The following is a 17,887-nucleotide window of genomic DNA, read 5'->3' as shown; positions in this document are numbered from 1 at the left end:
CGAGCATGGGAGTACCCTGAGTCGGCACGCCCCTATTCCGCCACGGTGCTCCGCCATGTCTGCCTCACCCCAGCCAAGTCACAATCATCTGCTTGCGGCGCTACCCGCCGACGACCTCCAGCGCCTTGTTCCGCATCTGGAGCAGGTCAGCCTGGGGCTGGGTGATGTGCTGTATGAACCGGGGGATACCTTGCGGCACGTCTACTTCCCGACCGACGCCATCGTTTCCCTGCTGCATGTCACGGAAAACGGCTCGTCAGCTGAAATCGCCGTGGTCGGGAACGAAGGTTTGATCGGCATCGCGCTGTTCATGGGCGGCGAAAGCACGTCCAGTAGGGCGGTGGTGCAGAGTGCCGGTATTGCATTTCGCCTGCCTGGGCAAAAGCTCAAGAAAGAGTTCAATCGTCATGGCGATCTGCTCCTGCTGATGCTGCGTTACACCCAGGCACTGATCACGCAGATGTCACAGACCGCCCTGTGCAATCGCCATCATTCGATCGATCAGCAGTTGTGTCGATGGCTGCTGTTGTCGCTGGATCGCCTGCCCGGCAATCGCCTCAACATGACCCAGGAACTGATTGCCAACATGCTGGGCGTGCGCCGCGAAGGCGTCACCGAAGCGGCGGGCAAACTGCAGCGCCAAGGCGTCATCGAGTACAGCCGTGGCCAGATCACAGTACTCGATAGAGCACGCCTCGAACGCCTCAGCTGCGAGTGCTACGTGGTGGTCAAGACCGAAACCGACCGGCTGTTGCATTACACCCGCCGTCAGGACGAGTGAGGTCCCGGGCTGCCTCAAGGCGATCTGCCTCAAAAAACATTGCTGCATTTTTCGCAACTTCATCATTCTTGGATAGCGCAACCGCATTTCTTCGACTTTCCGAAAAACTTGTAGTCAATGACGAAAAGATTTAAACGGCTCATTGAGAGTTTCCTATGCTCATTGCCTAATGAGTTCCGTTAAAGAAAGACTCTGATTACTGTGAGCACACCATGCGCCTGGCCGACTTCATCCTTTCAAATATGGAACCCATCCTTCAGCAGTGGGAGGACTTCGCCAGGACGTTGACGCCCGCCGCTGACGGGATGGATTCGCCCGCCCTGCGAGATCATGCGGAACAAATGCTGCGGACCATCGCCGCCGACCTTCAAACTCCGCAGAGCCATGAAGCAAGGATCGCGAAATCTCAAGGAGGTGCCCCTCCCGCACTTGGGGTCAGCTCATCAGAAACGCACGCGGACCTTCGTCATTCTTCAGGCTTCACCCTCGGGCAAATGATTGCCGAATACAGAGCATTGCGTACCAGCGTGCTTGCGTTGTGGTTGCCGCCTGATCATGTGTCCGAGGCTGAAGAGATTCATGATGTCATTCGGTTCAATGAAGCAGTTGATCAAGCGCTCGCTGAGTCGGTGGTGACATACACCAATGCTGTCACTACAGCGCGCAACGTATTTCTTGGCGTTCTCGGCCACGATTTGAGAAGTCCGCTCGGTGCCATATTACTCAGTTCTGAAGTCCTTTTAGGCGCTGGGAATCTACCGCCCAAACCAACCAAGAACGTGTCGCGTATTTTCACAAGTGTGAAGCGCTCCATAAAGATCGTGGGTGACCTTTTGGATTTCACGCGCACTCAGTTGGGATCGGGAATTCCAGTGCGCATCGAACCAGATGATCTAGCACTGACGTGTAAGGGGATGGTGGACGAAGCAAGTGCCTACCACCCGGATCGACGGATAGATTTTCAGTCGAAATACACAGTGCCCTGGCGGTTTGATAAATCCAGGATGGAGCAGGTAATCGCTAATCTCATTGAAAACGCGATCCAGCACGGAGAGACCGGCACGCCTGTTACCGTCACTCTAAAAGCCAGTAATGAGTACGCCCAACTGTCGGTCCACAATGCCGGACTTCCAATCCAGGACAGCGCAAGAGCGAGCCTTTTTCATCCGATGATTCGTCATCTACATAGCGGCGACGGCGAGTACGGCGCTGAAGCGGGGCTCGGGCTAGGACTTTACATCGCATCCGCAATCGTAAGTGCCCATCAGGGAGATATAGAAGTCGACTCAGGAGCTGATAGGGGTACCACTTTTACGGTTCGCATCCCTATGGGGCGCTCATAATCTGAAGATCCGCATCGGCAGATGGCATAGCTGCGGCGGCCAAAAAAAGAAAACCCCTGAGGCCATTAGGAATCAGGGGTTTAGAAGTAGTGGTGCCCAGAGACGGAATCGAACCGCCGACACGGGGATTTTCAATCCCCTGCTCTACCGACTGAGCTATCTGGGCCGCGGCGGAATTAAACGTTTTTACGGCCGGGGCGTCAAGCACGAAATCAAAAAAAACTCAGTGAATACCTATGCTTACGATTGTCGGTAATTTGTTCAGTCATGACGGCAAAAATCGTCCAAGAGTGGTCACTTGGGTGCGCCGGGAAAACGAGTTGAGCAGCAGAAATGACTGTGTGTGCCGACGCGATGGCTGATATCTTTCCCGCGTACCAAATCGCGTCCAATCGACGCTGACTCCATCAAGGAAGAAAAAAACAATGAAAATATTATTCATTGCTTCGCTAGGAATTTTATCGCTGACTCAAACATTACTATCCTTCGCGGATAATGCTAATGGAAAAAATCTCTATCTACAGCGATGCAGCATGTGCCACGGAATGGATCTCCAAGCAACAGGACCACTGGCCAATAAAAGCAATCCTCCTACACCTGATCTAACAACGTCCGCTTTCAAAAAACGATTAAATGATTATCCGGGCGTGATTGTATCTTCGATAATACTTCGCCCAAATGGAGATTTGATTCCCAAAACTTTGCGTGAGAATGGTGTAAAGCTATCGCCGTACTCATGGAGCATTAAAGATCTGCGCGATTTAAATCAATACATGGGTGGTGTGATTTCACAAAACCGATGATCTTTAAAGTGTGACCTGCCGATGGTCACGGTGTTGCAGATTTCAATCTCGGACGCGTACTTTTCAGCTGCGAAAACCACGGCCGACTTTTTCAACAGAATCGGCCAAATGCGGACATTCAGGTCGGGGAAATCAACCCGTCGCCCAACAAAGGACATACCTGACTTGCTCGCTCGGCCAGTAGATTGCGCAGAGCCTGCATTTGCCCGACGCGCTCATCCAACAAAGCGATTTTCTCTGCAAATAGCTGAGCCAGCAGGTCTTTAGAGACGCCTTCGCTGTTCCATAGCAATGGCAAATTTTCGCCAATCTCTGCCAAGGAAAACCCTAGCTGCTGCGCCAGCTTGATATATCCCACCAGTTGCAGCGTCTGTTCCGGATATTGCCGATAGCCGTTGGCGGTGCGCTGAGGCTTGATCAACTTTTTCTCTTCATAAAACCGCAGTGCGTCGACCGATACACCCGTGCGTGTTGCCACCTCGCCGATTCTCATAATTATCAATGCTCTTGTTGACTCTGGACCTAAGACCAGGCTTTAGCCTGCGGGTCCAAACTGTGAGGGATGAGTATGGTCAGCGTAAAGAGCAATCTGCACATCGTCCGGGCTAGCGCTTTGTACGATCTTATCGTTACGGCGAGCTTCATGACGCCCTGGACAGCGTCACTGGTTTTCAACGGTTTCGCTGCGTTATCCGGCGCCTTGGCATTGGACCGCCCGGCGCCCACCCTGGACGGTAGTGGAATGCTTTTCGCAAACCTGCTGGGCAGTGTCGTAGTCGTCTGGTCACTCTGGCGGCTTATGAATCCGAGCCGCAGTGTCGGTTTTTATGACGCGCTGGCGAGAGTGCTGTTCGCTATATGGCAACTCTTTGCAGTTGCGCACGGCGCTAGTTTCCTGATCCTTGGGTTTACGTTTTTTGAGGCTGTATTCGCCATCGCACAGACCCTACCCTTGACCGCCCCGCGAGAGTCTGAAACAAACGCGGGCCGCAAGTCGTCTGGTTTGGGAACCTTATAGGGGCAATGTCTACGCTGGGTCGAGGCTGTGTGAGAACGCATGCGCCGTTTTGAAGTCTGCGTTGCTACGTAAATCTGCCAGCGCTTGGTTAATCAGCGGGCTCCATGGCGTAGTCAATTTCAACATGATTACGATCGTAGTTTGGGGCCTGCCGCAGAAGATGTCCGGACAAGACTCGCTCATCCTGCAGCCCTGCCATACTGACTCGTTGGCGCCCTCTATTCGCGCTTCCTGCGCTGCGACGGCTGCCAACGGGTTTACTGGGAGGGTTCGCACTGGCGCGGCATGTGTGCACTGCTGGCACCTCTGCTGGACCGATAGCCGAGCGCATCGGGCGCAAATGCTCTGGGTCAGGTCGATTAGTACCGATAGGTTGCCTGCACTGAAACTCCGTTCGCACTATTTTCATAGTTGGCACTGTATTGCGGTTGAAGACCGGAGTTGTTCGCCTGATTTACTGAAACTTTGGAATCCCAGAGATAACCGTAAGCAAAGTCTATCGTCAGATCGGAGTTCGGCGAATAAGCACCGCCCAAGGTCACGGCCTGGCGATTCCCAACCGGAACGCGCACGCTGCGATCGGCATTTGTGATGGGCGACGGATCATAGGCGTAGCCTGCGCGCAGCAGCCATTGTTGGTTCAATTGATAGGATGCGCCAACTGCGGTGGACCAAGTGTCGCGCCAGTTCATTTCTTCGGTCATGCGTCCCAGGCCAGCCGCCTCGCCCACGGGGGAAAGACCGCTGTTGTCTGCCTCGATCTTCTTGATCCGGCTCCAACGTTTCCAGGTGGTCCCCAGGTAACCCGTCCAGCGACTATTGAAATGATGGGTGATGGACGTGTCCACGGATTCGGGCATAGTGATGTCTATCTTGTTGTCATACTTTCCGTCCAGCGGGATCACGCTCGGGGAGCCGTTAACCTCAGTATGCCCTTTGAGTTCATAGCTCACCTTCGAGTGATAGTTAATCCCCCAACTGGTCGCATCACTCAAGTCAAACAAGATGCCGACGTTGTAGCCAAGTGCCGTGTCATCGCCTTTCATGGTGACCCGTGTGTCCTGGCCGTTGTTCAGGGCGCCGGTGGCCAGGTAATTCTGAAGTTTTGCATTGAAATGGTTGATGGTCGGTCCACCACCAATGGACACGTAATCATTGATCCGATAAGCAATGGTGGGCTGCAGGGTTATCTCCTTGGTCGTGCTATAGGAGCCATGGTAGCGACCCTGAAAAGAGTTCTCGTAATCATTGATCAGACCACTTGGAACATAGAGGCCCAGACCCATCGAAAAACGATCATCAAGCGGCGTGGACATGTAAAGGAAGGGCACAACCCCCAAAGGTACTGAGTCGCCCTTATTCGTTCCTGGAGCACTGCTCTGCGCATCACTAATGTCGTCGCTCGCCGAGACGACCGCGGCGCCGCCGGAAATCTCACTACGCTTCAATTTGGTCAAGCCTGCAGGGTTGCCATAGATGGTGCTGGCATCCAGCGCGGAAGACGATCTTCCCGCATAAGCAGTTCCCGCGCTGCTTGCACTTTGTTCGTTCAAGGCGATGCCATTGGCGCCCGCGGTTGTTGAAGCGCTGAGTATGGCTACGGCGCCGGTTAACTTGATCCAGAAAGCAAACCCTTGTTGAACAGAGAAACACGGGGTCGCGCAGTTATTCACTTTCATTATCCACCTCTTATTCTTTTTGTTGGTTGCACGCAGGCAAGGCTTGGCCTTCCCATGCACATGTCAGTGCCGGTTGGAGTTGATCGAAGTTGTGAAAAGGGCCCTGGCTGATGAGTACCAGGGCATGTTTGCTTAACTTACGCAGGTGAACTCGCACTCATTTAAGCCACTCCACTTGAAAGCTATACCGTCCTAGAAGAAGGGTCAGGGCCTCCTGATTGCCTCCCGCCCGGATGCGTGCGACCAGCCCGCGTCGTCCATCCTGTACCACCTCTACCTCAACTTCCTGCAGACACATACGTTCCACTTCCTGCTGGACAACTCTGGAAATCTCCCGCTGCTGCAAGGCGGGCTTGAAGATTTTGCCCACGGCAGTCAGTGGCAGCGCTTCAAGAATTTCAATGCGCTTGGGAACGGCTGCCCGCTCGCTGATGTTGAGGTGAGCGAACGCCTCAAGTTCTTCGGCGTTGCAAACTTGCCCGGGGCGCAGTTGAACGTAGGCGACCGGCACCTCGCCCGAGTAGGCATCGGGGCTGCCGATAGCAGCAGCCAAGGCGACGGCGGGATGCGCCTGCAGTGCCTCCTCGATTTGCTTGGGATCGATGTTGTGGCCGCCACGGATAATCAACTCCTTCTTGCGGCCGGTCAGCCAAAAGTAACCCTGCGCATCCTGGCGACCCAGATCGCCCGTATTCAGCCAGCGTTGACCGTCGATATCGATCCAAAGACCCTGGTTATGACGCTCCTCCAGATAGCCTTCGAAAAGGTTCGGACCACTGATCGTGATGAGGCCGATCTCATCCACGTCGGCGTCGCGCAGGTACTCTCCAGAATCATCGAGCAAAACCGCGCGCATATGCTGGTGGGCGATCCGTATCCCGATGGAGCCGATACGGCGCTCGCCATGGGGCGGATTGACTGAGGAAACGCAGGCGCCCTCAGTAAGCCCATAACCTTCAAGGATCTTCACCCCGGTCCGACGCTCGAACTCTCGGAAAAGCTCCGCTGGCATGGGTGCGGCGCCACACATTGCATAGCGAAGGCTGGATAGGTCGTGGCCCTGGCATTCATTTTGTAAAAGTGCTGCATAGACAGTTGGCACGCCGGAAAAGAAGTTGATACCGAAGTGTTCGACCATCTCCCAGAATCGCGGGATCACCCCCTCGCCACGATACCCCTGAGGCGTCCCGAGGATCACATGGTCGCCTTGCGTCCAAGGCATCAGCCCGGTAACCAGTTGTCCATTGACATGAAATAGTGGCAGGCCACAAAAGATGACCTGGCCACTGCTGCGTGGCTGCATGTGAGCGGCCATCGCCCATGCATTGAATACTTCCGAGCCATGGGTACGCGCCGCGATCTTGGGCAGCCCGGTGGTGCCGCCAGTACAGATGTAGGAGGAGCACTCCTCCTGGCGGATTTTCCGACCGCTCTTGAGGTGTGTGTGCGGCTGAGTTCCCATTAGCGATAGCCAATCGTGGATTGCGATACCGCTGTGGAGGTCTCGTTCCTTCTGTGCCATGGCTTTGCGAGCCCCACGCACAGGTTCGGCGACATAGGGCTCCATGCTGACCCAAACGACAGACTTGACCGTGGGTAACTGATCCAGCTGCGAAGCCAGTTTTGGCCACAGATCGCTGCCCGCAGTCGGCGCAAGCGTCACCACCACCGATGCCTTCGCGGCATTCAGCAAGCCAGCCATCTGCTTGGCCTCAAGGAGAGGATTGATCGCCATGACGATGCCCGCCGCCTCCCCGCCCCATATAGTGAAGTGGGTTTCCGGCAGGTTGGGCAGGATGAAGGCAAGCACCTCGCCCGGTGTTATGCCCAGGTCATGGAAGGCATTTGCGGCGCGGGTGATATCCGCGAAGAGCTGGGAGTAGTTCCACTCGTAGGTGCGCTTGAAATCGGCAGCATCGGTGAAGAAGCTTAGCGCCGGCGCCTGTGGTGTGCACTCGGCCGCATGTCGCAACGCTTCATAAGTGCTGGACGCCAGGCCGCGCTCCGTCAAGGGGACTCGTTCGAGACTTTCGATGTCGTTCAGTGTTTGCACAACCATCAGGCTTCCTCCACGACTCGGTTGCGCTGCACACCGAGGTCGATCACCCCATCAGCGCTGCGAATGCGCGCCTCGACCACGTCACCCGGCTTGAGATACTGCGTCCGGCCCTCTTGCGCCTTGAGGAAAAGTTGCCACTTGGTGGCTTCTGGCATCAGGGCCGCAATGCGTTGTTTTGCAGGTGAAGGGATCGTTAGCGCACAGCCCGCAGGAGTACCGGTAGCGATCAGGTCTCCAACGGCGAGATCTTGCACTGCAGAGAGTTCGGTAAGGGTTTCAGCCGGACCGTAAACCAGGTTGGCCGTGCTGTCGCTCTGTCGTACCTGGTCGTTGACCGTCAAACGTAACTGCAATGCTTTCAGGTAATGCATGTCCTTGGCATCCAGAAGGCACAGGTAAGGACCGACCGGGCCAAATGTGCGGAAGCTCTTGCCCTTGTAGAACTGCATCTGAGGAATCTGAATGTCGCGGGCCGAGTAGTCATTGACAATGACAACGCCGGCGATGAACTCATGCAGATTGGCGTCAGTGACAGAAACAGAACCGGTGATCGCGCGTTTCATCACAAGTCCCAGTTCAATCTCATAGTCGAGAAAACGCACGGTGCGCGGCTTGATCAGGTCACTGTCAGCGGCCACCAGGCAACTGGTCGCCTTGGTGAAGATCATGTTGAATTTCTTCGCGTCCGGGTCCATGCCTGACTCGATCATGTGCTGACGGTAATTGGCACCCTGGCAGACGAATTGCTGGTTACGGGTTACCGGCGACAGCAGTTTTACTTCGCCCTCAGCCAACTCCGCACCCTTGAGTTGAGCGAGGTCGTCGATACTGTTCTGGCTAATGAAGTCACCGGTGGTTTCAAAAGTACCGGGGACAATCGTGATACGGCCCTGGCGAAGCACGCCCCAGTGGATACCGTTCTGAAACTCAAAGCGGACTACGTGTACAGCAGACATTGAAGGTACTCCTGGAGCGGCGTTTGTCTCGCGTTCGGTGGCGCGAGAACTGTGTTGTTCTGAAGGGGGGCTGACAACGCTGTAGACCAACGAGCCGCCGGCAATTAACGCTCCGGCTTTAAGCACGTCCCGCCGGCCATACCGGGTTGATTTGCCCGACATCGCGGCAGCTCTAACCGAACATCCGCATAAGGGTCATCAACTTGCGAATGGTTAAATCCGGGCTGCGTCGCAAGTTGCGTATCAGCACAAGCAGATTGGTGAAACTCATTTTTGGTTTTGTAAAACTCTTGGGCATGCGCTGCCCCCACTGCGCCATTGCTTGCGGGCTAACGGGATGAATGCCGGTAGGTTGTGCGGCCGTGAAAACATCCCCGTCGCAGTAATGCTCGTGTTTATCGCCCCATGGGTCTTGCCAGTAATCGAAGATCTGACTGCCCAGAATGTGTCGGCCGATGCCCCATGAGTGTTCCCAACCCTGCTCCCGCAAGACGCGCTGCCCCATGCCCACGGCGTCTGCATCCACGACCTCGTAGGCGCTATGGCTATAGGTCGCCATGAACCCTTGCGCAATCGCGAGCGTATGGTGAGCCGCAGGCATGTCACCGAGATCCAGGCGCATGAAAGCGACGATAGGCGTACCGTCGGGAAGCACCTGCACATCGCTTGGAATAAACCCGAAATGCTGCGTATACCAGGCACAGGTCGCTTGGTAGTCGGCCACTTCCATCACGATGTGACCCAGTCTGAGTACTTCAGGCGGGGCAATAGGCGGGCGCTGCGTGGCGTTGATTCGCGGTTGTTCCTGCGCCAGATTCCAGGCAAGAGGTGCCCGGTGTGCCAGGGTTTTACCTGGGATCTGGTCGCAGACAGCTTCCACCATGAAACCGGAAGGATCGGTCAGTCTGACGTAGTACCCGCCACCCGGATGGTCCGATTTCGCGACCGGTGACGCACCTGGGATTCGGGTGAGCTTTTCCAGATCCTCACGAGACTGCACTGCCAGCCCAAATCCGATAAAACGTGCCTGTTCTGCTAGATGGATACGGTAACAGTATGAAGTGGGTTCGGTGGCGCGCAGGTAGAGCGTATCGGCGTCCTGACGATTTACTGTCAGGCCGAAATCGGTCAGGAAACGCGCTGCCTCGTTCAAGTCCGGTCTCTCAAAGATCAGGTGAGTCAGCGCTTGGGCCTTGATCGTCGGCTGCGGATGCCGGGCGGGTTGTTGTGTCGCCAACCGGTGCAATTCATTTCTGTTGTTCATTGTTTTTGTTTTCCGGGTTTTTAGGGCAAAGCTGTCCCGAACCCCTGAAAACCAGGGGTTTGTCTAGTTAAGTCCGTTACGAGCTCAGTCGAGAGATGGAAGTGCCGGCAACTCTATGGTCGCCAACGCTCGCGCCTCCTCTGGTGGCACGCCCAATGCCCGCAGAATCAGCTCGGCGGTGTCCGAGCCCGATTCGCGCCACGTTCTGTGACCTTCCAGCACGAGGAAAATCGAGCCCAAGACACTGCTCGATATCAACGTCATTACTGAGAGCAGTTGCTCCTGCTGAAACCTGTACCGCCCACTGGAAAGTCCGCTCAGAAGATCCGTGGTCGCCTGGCTGCTGAACATTTCGCGCAACGCAGAATTGCTCATGGCGAACTTGTGTATGAACGCTCCCCACTGAGAGTCCTCGTGAGCTCGACGAATGAACAGACGAATACCATTGGCAAGGCGCTGTGCCGGATCGGAGATTGAATTGAAGCTCTTGTTGACGCGTTCATGCATCTCCCTCGCGAGATGGCTGGCGACCGCCTCGAACAGGCTTTCCATGCTGTCAATGTTGCTATAGACCGTTCCGCGCGCCACGCCTGCCTCTTGTGCGAGGTCGAGGATGTTCACTTGTGAGGTGCCTCTCTCGGCGAACAGGCGAAAGGCAGCTTGATGAATGCGGCGCTGTGTTGGATTCAGGGATTCCACGGTTCTCTCTCCAGGATTACCTCATGGCTCGATTGAACACTCGTGTTCATTTCACGTCAACAATATTTTTCAGAATGTAGATTTTTCTGCCTGAAAACCGACCTGCAACCCGCCAATCCGGCTGGATAAATTGATGTTGCTGGAACAATCAAAGGTCTATACATTGACTAAAATGAACACGCGTGTTCAGTTGTGTCGTATCTCAAGCTTGCCTTCCCGGCAAGCTATCAAGCCCTGCCCATCGATGGAAACCAGGATCTCAACAACCTGAGTAAGCACTGTGCAGACAGCGCTCAAACGGTATGACGCTTGCGATGGCTGGCCGATTTTCATTAGCTGAAGGACAGAACATGACCGGCTCCAAGCTCTTTAAACCGCTTCGATTGCCTAATGGCACGGTGATTCAGAACCGAATCGCCAAGGCTGCCATGGAAGAGAACCTGGCAGATAAGGAACACGCTCCAGGGGACGCGCTGATTAAGCTCTATCGACACTGGGCGCAGGGTGGTGCCGGTCTGATCATCACTGGCAACGTGATGGTTGACCGCCACGCCTTGACCGGACCCGCTGGCGTAGTGCTTGAGGACGATCGTAACCTGGGCAAGTTCAGGCTATGGGCCGATGCTTGCCGCAGCCATGGAGCCCAAGCCTGGATGCAAATCAATCATCCCGGACGGCAGCTATTGGCATCAATGGGGCAGCCGGCACGGGGGCCCTCCGCAATTGCTGTCGACATTCCGGGACTCTCAAAGGCTTTTGTGCCGCCCCGGGCCTTGAATGAGCAGGAGATCGAAGAGCTGATCGGGCGTTATACCCATGCTGCAGCACTGGCCGAGCGTGCCGGATTCACCGGCGTGGAGATTCATGCAGCGCATGGCTATCTATTCAGCCAATTCCTTTCGCCCTTGACCAACCGGCGTAGTGATCGCTGGGGTGGCAGCCTGGAAAATCGTGCGCAAATTCTCCTGCAAACCATCGACGCAATACGTCAGCGAGTGACACCGAGCTTTTGCGTCGCGGTGAAGCTCAATTCCGCCGACTTTCAGCGCGGCGGTTTCGATGCCGAGGATGCGGCGCGCGTGGTGCAAATGCTTAACGCCAAGGCGGTCGACCTGGTGGAGTTGTCGGGTGGCAGCTACGAAAGCCCGGCAATGCAGGGACAGACCCGCGATGGCAGCCGACTGGCGCGAGAAGCCTATTTTCTCGAGTTCGCCGAGAAAATAGGAGAAATAGCGCGCATGCCGCTGATGGTTACCGGCGGCGTACGTAGAAAGGAGGTTGCAGAGCGCGTGGTTAGCGGTTCGGTGTCGATGGTGGGGCTTGCCACTGCGCTGGCCATCGAGCCGACCCTACCCTGTCAGTGGATGGCGGGTCAGGACACCGAAGTGGAGCCCATCGTCGTCCGCTGGAAGAACAAGGCGCTGGCATCGCTTGCAGTGGCGTCGGTGATCAAGAAGCAGCTCGGCTTGTTGAGTCGAGGGAAACGCACAAGACCCGGCACGTCGCCCCTCATGGCATTAATCGGCAATCAATTGAAGTCCCGTCGCCAGGCGAAAAGCTATCGGCAGTGGATTGATCAAGCCAGGCAAATCAAGGATGACATCGGATCAAGCCGGTAGCGGCTTGCCGGCGATTTTCCTGGCTCTGGCAGGCGTTACGCCCAGAGCCTTGAGAATCATTTCGGCAACCCGCAGATCGTGCTCCGCCACTGCACGCCCCTCGACAACCGAGCGCATTGCTCCGGTTGTGCACGACAAGACTATATCCAGGGCGACCCCTTCGTCCTCGTAAGCAAAAGTGCCCGCACGTAACCCCTCACGCAGATCGCCAAGTACATGGTCAGCCAAACGCGAGCGCATGGCCTGATCGAAATGGATGATGCGCAGCAATGCGTTGGCCCATTCATGGTCGTCGGCAGCCCGGCATACAAACATGCGCACGCCGATCGAAAGCCGCTGCGCGCCGCAGTGTACGTCCGTACTCTTGGTGGAAATGGCATCGGAGAACTCGGCGGCCATGGCGATGCCAACCGCCTCCAGCACTTCGTCGCGAGTCCGAAAATAGTTGTAGATGGTACCGTTGGAAACCGCTGCTTCCGCGGCGACCTCGAGCAGTGCGATCTCCCCCACCTCCTTACGTGCGATAAGACGCAATGCCGCGTCCACCAGGCCGCGACGGGTGCGCTCACGCTTCTTGTGACCTCGCGTGAGGGTTCTGGCGCATCAGCATCTAAAGGAAGAATGGGGGAATGCATGATCAAGCTCGTAATCTAGTGGGCTCGTTGATAGTAATGGAAACGCTATCAGCAGTGGCGTCTTCGCTCGCCAGCAGGCCCCCGCAGTCTCGAAGGAGACGGCCGGCCTCTGTGCCAGGGGCGTGGTGCATGATGATACGGTCGGGACGAACCGCGACGAGCGTTCCTTTAACCGCCAGCGGCAGGATGTCATGGTTAACGTCTTCGATGAAGTCACAGCTGCCGCCGGATCGTTGCCCGCGTGTTCTGACCTCCAGGAAGTGGCCTCCCATTTTTTCCCAGTAAACGATCTGATCAGCGGTCAGCAGTGACAACGGGTCAACGCCGAATCCAACCAGGGTCAGGTTATCGCCAAGCGCATCGTCGCTCAGTTTGATCTGCTTTGCATGTTACGAATCCAGGCCTGGGGAAACAGGCTGCCACGTACCAGCTTGTCGCCCCGACGATGCTGCACGAACAGGCCGTGTTTGAAGATATTCTTCGGCTTGATGTCCAGCTGTTCGAAGTACCTTCTGGTCGCGGGAGTCAACGCCAGCATACGCATCAGGCCGTGAATAAAGAACGCTGCGATCTTGTTCTTGGGCATCACCAGGCGGCCCATGAGTTCGCGAGATTGATCATCGCCTGGGCATGGGGGCGGCGCTCTTCGTCATAGGTATCGAGTATTGCAGGCGCGGCATAGCCGCGAAGGACCCAGGCCAGTTTCCAGGCAAGGTTGGCGCCATCTCGAAGTCCCGCTACGAGACCTTGCCCGACAAAAGGAGGTGTGATGTGCGCGGCGTCGCCAGCGAGAAAAACGCGTCCCTGGCTGAATTTGTTGCAGCACCGCGCATGGAATCGATACACCGCCTTGCGCTCGATTTCCAGCTCCTGCGGGTTGATCCATGGCGCGATCAGTCGGGCTATGCTTTCCGGGCTTTCGAGCTCTTCCCGGGATTCGCCGGGGTGTAGCATGAACTCCCAGCGCTCCCTGCCACCGGGTGCTGGCATATGCGGCGTTGGACGCCGCGGGTCACAGAGAAACTCAATGTGATCAATCGCTGATTTATGCCGGTTCATGACATCGACAATCAGCCAATCCTCCGCATAGGTCTGCCCTTCGAACTCCTGGCCAATCAGTGCTCTGACCCTGGAGCTAGCGCCGTCCGCACCGATCAGGTACTGGGCGCGAACGGAATGCGAGTGCCCGTCTTGGTCACGTACCGAAGCGAGGACGCAATCCGACACCTCGACCAGACTCTCAAGCTCGAAGCCACCAAGGCTGGTGACGGACTTCAGCCGGGAAACCTGGCCGCGCATCGCTCGTTCGAGGTCGGGTTGATAGAAAGTCACAAGCTTGGGATGACCGTCGATACACCCTCAGTATTGGCTCGACCGAATTGCCCGAGCACCGGGGAGTGCATCCTCACTTCAGGGATAGCGATCTTCTCGAAAGCGTCTTCCGACAAACCGGCGAGTTGCAGGATGCGTAGCGCCTCGTTATCCAGAGCAATGGCAGGAGGCATCAGAAGGACGTCATGGACCTTGTCCAGTACCAGGGTTGTGACCCCATAGCGGCCGAGCAGCGCCGCGATTGTCGCACCTACCGGACCGTTACCGATGACCAGCACGTCGACGGCGGCAGGAGGCAATTCGCAAACTTTCTTGTTGTTGTTCATCTCGAGCCCTTGTTGTGATTGAAGTTGTGAGACGCGCGGTCTCATCGTCAGGCAAGGTGAAGGTATTCAAATTTGAGGAATATTTCAATATTGATGTTTTTGTCATAAATTTTTGGGATCATTGCCAAGCCGCGATGAGACCCAGGGGCGAGCCGAAGTGTGCGGCGTGAATTGAATTTGCGCGTGTGCCAGTTTCCGACAGACGACGCTTGGCTTCAGAGCCGATCAGCGTTGTCATTGGTGAAGCTTCGCGGCGCACAACCCTGTTTTGTCTTTAGGAATCAACCGTGGCACGTCCGCAGCCCCATCCGAATCCAGTCTTGCTCTGCTTCGTCGAGTTCGAGCTCGACGAGTCCAACGCCTGTTTGTTGCGTAATGGGGAAGCCGTGGCATTGGCACCGACTCCTTTCACGTTGTTATGCGTGCTGGCACGCCAGCCAGGATCACTGGTGACCAAGGATGCCTTGCTGGATGCCGTGTGGGGGCATCGGTTCGTCAGCGATTCGGTGCTGAAAACGGCCATCAGCGATCTGCGCAAGGTGCTGGGCGACGACCCCAGGCAGCCCCGCTATATCGAGACCGTGTCGAGGCGCGGCTATCGCTTCATCGCCGCGCCCTCCCCTGCACCTTCGATGCCGCCTGCATCCGCGACGGTGCCGGCGGCTGGCGCGCACCCGTCACCGCCATTCATCGGTCGCACCGACGAGATCTCAAGACTGCAACGGGCGTGGGAGCGGGCGGATGGCGGCCAGCGTGCCGTGGTCTGGCTCGCTGGAGAACCGGGGATTGGCAAGACCACGTTAATCGAACATTTCCTCGCCAGCCTTGGCGGCATCGCCTGCGCTCGCGGCCATTGCGTGGAGCACTACGGCACCGGCGAACCGTATCTGCCAGTGCTGGAGGCATTAGCCGATCTGTGCCGCAGCGACCCACCCTGCCGGCGCTGATGCGCGCAGTGGCACCGACTTGGCTACTGCAACTGCCGTGGCTGAGTACCACCGAGGAGAGAGACGTATTGCGGCGCGAGCTCGCGGGCGTCGGCCCGGATCGCATGCTGAGGGAAATGGGCGAATTGCTTGACCGCTACACAGAGCAGCGCCCGCTAATGCTGGTGACCGAAGACCTGCATTGGAGCGATCGGGCGACGGTCCAGCTCATCAACTATGTGGCGCGGCGACGTGGCCGCACGCGATTGATGTGGCTGTCGAGCTTCCGCCTCGCCGAGGTCGTAGCACTCGATCATCCACTCAGCTCGTTGCGCCACGAACTGCGCCTGCAGCGTTTGTGCGAGGAAGTGGTGCTCGACCCGTTCTCGGAAACCGAGGTCGCAGACTATATTGCGCTGCGTTCAGCCTCGCTGGCGCGCGATGAAGCCTTCGTGCGCGCCCTGCACGAGCGGACCGATGGTGTGCCGTTGTTCGTTTCGTCATCATCAGTGATGTGATGGACCCAAAGGACGACGAAGCCACCATCGAGGCTCGGCTTGCGGGTGTGGCGGTTCCCGAAAACCTCGCGGCCATCATTGATCACTACATCGCCAGGCTTGGGCCGCAGCAGCGTGCGCTGCTCTCGGCCGCAGCAGTGTGCGGGGTCGAATTCCGGGTCGAGACGGTTTCACTGGCCCTCGAGCGCGACCTCGCTTCGGTGGCCCACACCTGTGAGGAGCTGATACGCGAGCAGGTATGGCTCATACGGTCGCGGGCCACCGAAGTTGAAGAGACGGTCGAACTACCCCACTCGTTCCGGCATGCTCTCTTCCGCCAGGTGCTCTATGACCGCACGCCGCGCTCATTGCGCACCCAACTCCATCGCCAGGTTGGCGCTGCCCTGGAACACGAGCGTACGGCCGGCGTGCCGGTTGCGGCCTCGGAGCTGGCGATGCACTTCGACCGCGCTCGGCTGCCGATGATCGCGCTGCGCTACTACGCCGAGGCCGCCGAAGCCGCGTTGCTGCACTTCAGCCCGATCTTGTGCATCGGCCTTACTGAGCGCGCATTGGTCCTGCTGACGCAGGCACCAGAAGGGACAGAGCGCGATGCGCTCGAAATCACCTTGGCCACGCTGCGCGGGGTGTCGGCTTTCCACACGTTCGGTGTCGGCAGCGAAGCCAGGAACGCGTTCGAACGCGCGTACAAGCTGCTAGCGAATGTACCCGAGCACCCAATGCGCGGTCGCTTGCTGCACGGACTCGGCTATCTGCTCGGCCTGCGGGGCGACTATGCGCTGGCGTTGGAGGTGGCGGAGCGTGCCGAAGCCCTCTGCTGCGACGCAAACGATCCAGAGCTCATGCTGGCGGCGTGCATCGTGCAGGGCGAGGTGCATCACCTCCAGGGGCGCACAAAGACGGCCCGCCGCTGGCTAGAACGCGCCCTCGCGATCGCCGAGCCGCTGGACATCGGGGCAAACAATATCTTTGCGACCGATCCACAGGTCATGCTGCACGGCATGCTGGCCTTAGAACTCGTGCGTTCTGGTCTGGTTGAGCAAGGCCGTACCCACATGCAGCAGGCGCGAACCCGCGCGCAGGCCCTTCGCCAGCCGATGACCTGGCTTGTCGCTGCCTGGCAGGAGGTGTTGATCGAGGTGCGACTGGGGAACCCTCTGCGTGTAGCAGCGCTGGCTGATGACATGCAGAAGTTGGTAGAAGAGTATTCACTCGCCCTTGGGCGGACGGCTTGTCGCTGGTGGCGCGGCTGGGCCGATGCACGCAACGGTGCGCCGCGCGATGGCTATCGTCGCATCCGTGAGGCCTACGAAGAACACACCAGCCTCGGCATGCGCTCCGGTTCCAGCGAAGTACTCGGCTACGCCGCCGAGGCGCTGCTGCTGGCAGGCGATTGCAACGCAGCGCAAGTCGAGCTACAGGAAGCACTTCGGGTGGGCGAGGAACTGGGCGAGCGCGTATACCTGCCGCAGCTATTGTTGCTAGAGGCCGCGATCGCGCGGGCGCAGGGTCAGCCCGACGCCGGCAGCGCTGCGGTGCGGCGCGCGATTGAGGAGGCTCGCGCCCAGGAAGCACCGTGGCTGGAACTGCTCGCGCTGGTCGAGTTATGCGAGCACCACGACGCTACGGCCGAGGACCAACAGGCATTGGCCACGCTGGTTGACCAGTCACCCGAAACTGACGGAACCGAGCTGGTGAAACGTGCGCGCTCGCTGTCGTTGGCTTATTAGACTGCCACCGCGGCGCATTGACGCCTCGGCGTGGGCGAGTCCATCCAATTACATCACTTGGAAGAACGGAACGCCCGGCCTGTAGGAGCGAGCCTGCTCGCGAAAAACGTCCAGACAACGTAATCATTCAGACAGGGCGCGTTTTCGTTGACGTCCATCGCGAGCAAGCATCGCTCCTACAGGGGAATGCGTTCACTTA

11 protein-coding genes, 1 tRNA gene and 4 pseudogenes are annotated in these 17,887 nt (G+C 57.4%); 7 read left to right on the top strand and 9 right to left on the bottom strand.

Going from position 1 to position 17,887, the window contains the following annotated elements; genetic code table 11:
• Positions 1–55: 55 nt before the first annotated feature.
• Both CES87_RS20030 and CES87_RS20025 read left to right on the top strand, forming a co-directional pair.
• Positions 56–781: a Crp/Fnr family transcriptional regulator gene (locus tag CES87_RS20030; RefSeq protein ID WP_128607469.1), complete on the top strand. Its 726-nt coding sequence runs from the start codon at positions 56–58 to the stop codon at positions 779–781.
• 212 nt (positions 782–993) lie between these two features.
• Complete coding sequence (locus CES87_RS20025) at positions 994–2,124, top strand: sensor histidine kinase (protein ID WP_128607468.1); 1,131 nt, start codon at positions 994–996, stop codon at positions 2,122–2,124.
• A 90-nt stretch (positions 2,125–2,214) separates the two neighbouring features.
• Here the strand turns inward: CES87_RS20025 and CES87_RS20020 are convergent.
• Positions 2,215–2,290, bottom strand: a tRNA-Phe gene (locus tag CES87_RS20020).
• Between the two features lie 259 nt (positions 2,291–2,549).
• Here CES87_RS20020 and CES87_RS20015 point away from each other — a divergent pair.
• A complete protein-coding gene (locus CES87_RS20015; protein ID WP_128607467.1) occupies positions 2,550–2,927 on the top strand; it encodes a c-type cytochrome in 378 nt (125 codons plus the stop codon).
• Between the two features lie 118 nt (positions 2,928–3,045).
• On the opposite strand, the gene CES87_RS20010 is transcribed toward CES87_RS20015, so the two are convergent.
• Positions 3,046–3,420, bottom strand: coding sequence for a MerR family transcriptional regulator (locus tag CES87_RS20010; protein WP_128607466.1), 375 nt, complete (start codon positions 3,418–3,420; stop codon positions 3,046–3,048).
• 75 nt (positions 3,421–3,495) lie between these two features.
• Between CES87_RS20010 and CES87_RS20005 the strand changes: the two genes are divergently transcribed.
• Together CES87_RS20005 and CES87_RS20000 are read left to right on the top strand one after the other, a co-directional pair.
• A complete protein-coding gene (locus CES87_RS20005; protein ID WP_128607465.1) occupies positions 3,496–3,945 on the top strand; it encodes a hypothetical protein in 450 nt (149 codons plus the stop codon).
• Between the two features lie 207 nt (positions 3,946–4,152).
• Positions 4,153–4,266 (top strand): annotated as a pseudogene (locus CES87_RS20000) (Mut7-C RNAse domain-containing protein); the annotation flags it as partial.
• Between the two features lie 38 nt (positions 4,267–4,304).
• Here the strand turns inward: CES87_RS20000 and CES87_RS19995 are convergent.
• The 5 genes from CES87_RS19995 to CES87_RS19975 form a co-directional block, all read right to left on the bottom strand.
• Positions 4,305–5,624 carry an outer membrane protein transport protein gene (locus CES87_RS19995; protein WP_128607464.1) on the bottom strand — a complete coding sequence of 440 codons (1,320 nt, stop codon included), beginning with the start codon at positions 5,622–5,624 and terminating at the stop codon, positions 4,305–4,307.
• Between the two features lie 157 nt (positions 5,625–5,781).
• Positions 5,782–7,683 carry an acyl-CoA synthetase gene (locus tag CES87_RS19990; RefSeq protein ID WP_128607463.1) on the bottom strand — a complete coding sequence of 634 codons (1,902 nt, stop codon included), beginning with the start codon at positions 7,681–7,683 and terminating at the stop codon, positions 5,782–5,784.
• Positions 7,683–8,639 carry a fumarylacetoacetate hydrolase family protein gene (locus tag CES87_RS19985; protein WP_128607462.1) on the bottom strand — a complete coding sequence of 319 codons (957 nt, stop codon included), beginning with the start codon at positions 8,637–8,639 and terminating at the stop codon, positions 7,683–7,685. Before CES87_RS19985 ends, CES87_RS19990 begins: the two co-directional genes overlap by 1 nt.
• 172 nt (positions 8,640–8,811) lie before the next feature.
• Complete coding sequence (locus CES87_RS19980; protein ID WP_128607461.1) at positions 8,812–9,903, bottom strand: VOC family protein; 1,092 nt, start codon at positions 9,901–9,903, stop codon at positions 8,812–8,814.
• A gap of 84 nt (positions 9,904–9,987) precedes the next feature.
• Positions 9,988–10,602: a TetR/AcrR family transcriptional regulator gene (locus tag CES87_RS19975; protein WP_128607460.1), complete on the bottom strand. Its 615-nt coding sequence runs from the start codon at positions 10,600–10,602 to the stop codon at positions 9,988–9,990.
• Positions 10,603–10,952: 350 nt separating this feature from the next.
• Between CES87_RS19975 and CES87_RS19970 the strand changes: the two genes are divergently transcribed.
• On the top strand, positions 10,953–12,221 hold the full coding sequence (locus tag CES87_RS19970) for an NADH:flavin oxidoreductase/NADH oxidase family protein (protein ID WP_128607459.1): 1,269 nt from the start codon (positions 10,953–10,955) through the stop codon (positions 12,219–12,221).
• Here the strand turns inward: CES87_RS19970 and CES87_RS19965 are convergent.
• Both CES87_RS19965 and CES87_RS19960 read right to left on the bottom strand, forming a co-directional pair.
• Positions 12,210–12,856, bottom strand: a pseudogene (locus CES87_RS19965) (TetR/AcrR family transcriptional regulator). The gene CES87_RS19970 and the pseudogene CES87_RS19965 overlap by 12 nt on opposite strands.
• A gap of 2 nt (positions 12,857–12,858) precedes the next feature.
• Positions 12,859–14,514: pseudogene (locus tag CES87_RS19960) on the bottom strand (bifunctional 3-(3-hydroxy-phenyl)propionate/3-hydroxycinnamic acid hydroxylase).
• A 287-nt stretch (positions 14,515–14,801) separates the two neighbouring features.
• Here CES87_RS19960 and CES87_RS34455 point away from each other — a divergent pair.
• Positions 14,802–17,688, top strand: a pseudogene (locus tag CES87_RS34455) (AAA family ATPase).
• The last annotated feature ends 199 nt before the right edge of the window (positions 17,689–17,887 follow it).

The sequence above is a fragment of the Pseudomonas sp. ERMR1:02 genome, from assembly GCF_002277815.1.
Lineage (GTDB): Bacteria > Pseudomonadota > Gammaproteobacteria > Pseudomonadales > Pseudomonadaceae > Aquipseudomonas.
This window is presented reverse-complemented; position numbering and strand designations above follow the sequence as displayed.

Bases quoted from the DNA above. Each gene is read 5' to 3' on its own strand.
- CES87_RS19970 (WP_128607459.1), top strand. From the start codon at position 10,953: ATGACCGGCTCCAAGCTCTTTAAACCGCTTCGATTGCCTAATGGCACG.
- CES87_RS19990 (WP_128607463.1), bottom strand. From the start codon at position 7,683: ATGGTTGTGCAAACACTGAACGACATCGAAAGTCTCGAACGAGTCCCC.
- CES87_RS20010 (WP_128607466.1), bottom strand. From the start codon at position 3,420: ATGAGAATCGGCGAGGTGGCAACACGCACGGGTGTATCGGTCGACGCA.
- CES87_RS20015 (WP_128607467.1), top strand. From the start codon at position 2,550: ATGAAAATATTATTCATTGCTTCGCTAGGAATTTTATCGCTGACTCAA.
- CES87_RS20025 (WP_128607468.1), top strand. From the start codon at position 994: ATGCGCCTGGCCGACTTCATCCTTTCAAATATGGAACCCATCCTTCAG.
- CES87_RS20030 (WP_128607469.1), top strand. From the start codon at position 56: ATGTCTGCCTCACCCCAGCCAAGTCACAATCATCTGCTTGCGGCGCTA.
- CES87_RS20005 (WP_128607465.1), top strand. From the start codon at position 3,496: ATGGTCAGCGTAAAGAGCAATCTGCACATCGTCCGGGCTAGCGCTTTG.
- CES87_RS19985 (WP_128607462.1), bottom strand. From the start codon at position 8,639: ATGTCTGCTGTACACGTAGTCCGCTTTGAGTTTCAGAACGGTATCCAC.
- CES87_RS19995 (WP_128607464.1), bottom strand. From the start codon at position 5,624: ATGAAAGTGAATAACTGCGCGACCCCGTGTTTCTCTGTTCAACAAGGG.
- CES87_RS19980 (WP_128607461.1), bottom strand. From the start codon at position 9,903: ATGAACAACAGAAATGAATTGCACCGGTTGGCGACACAACAACCCGCC.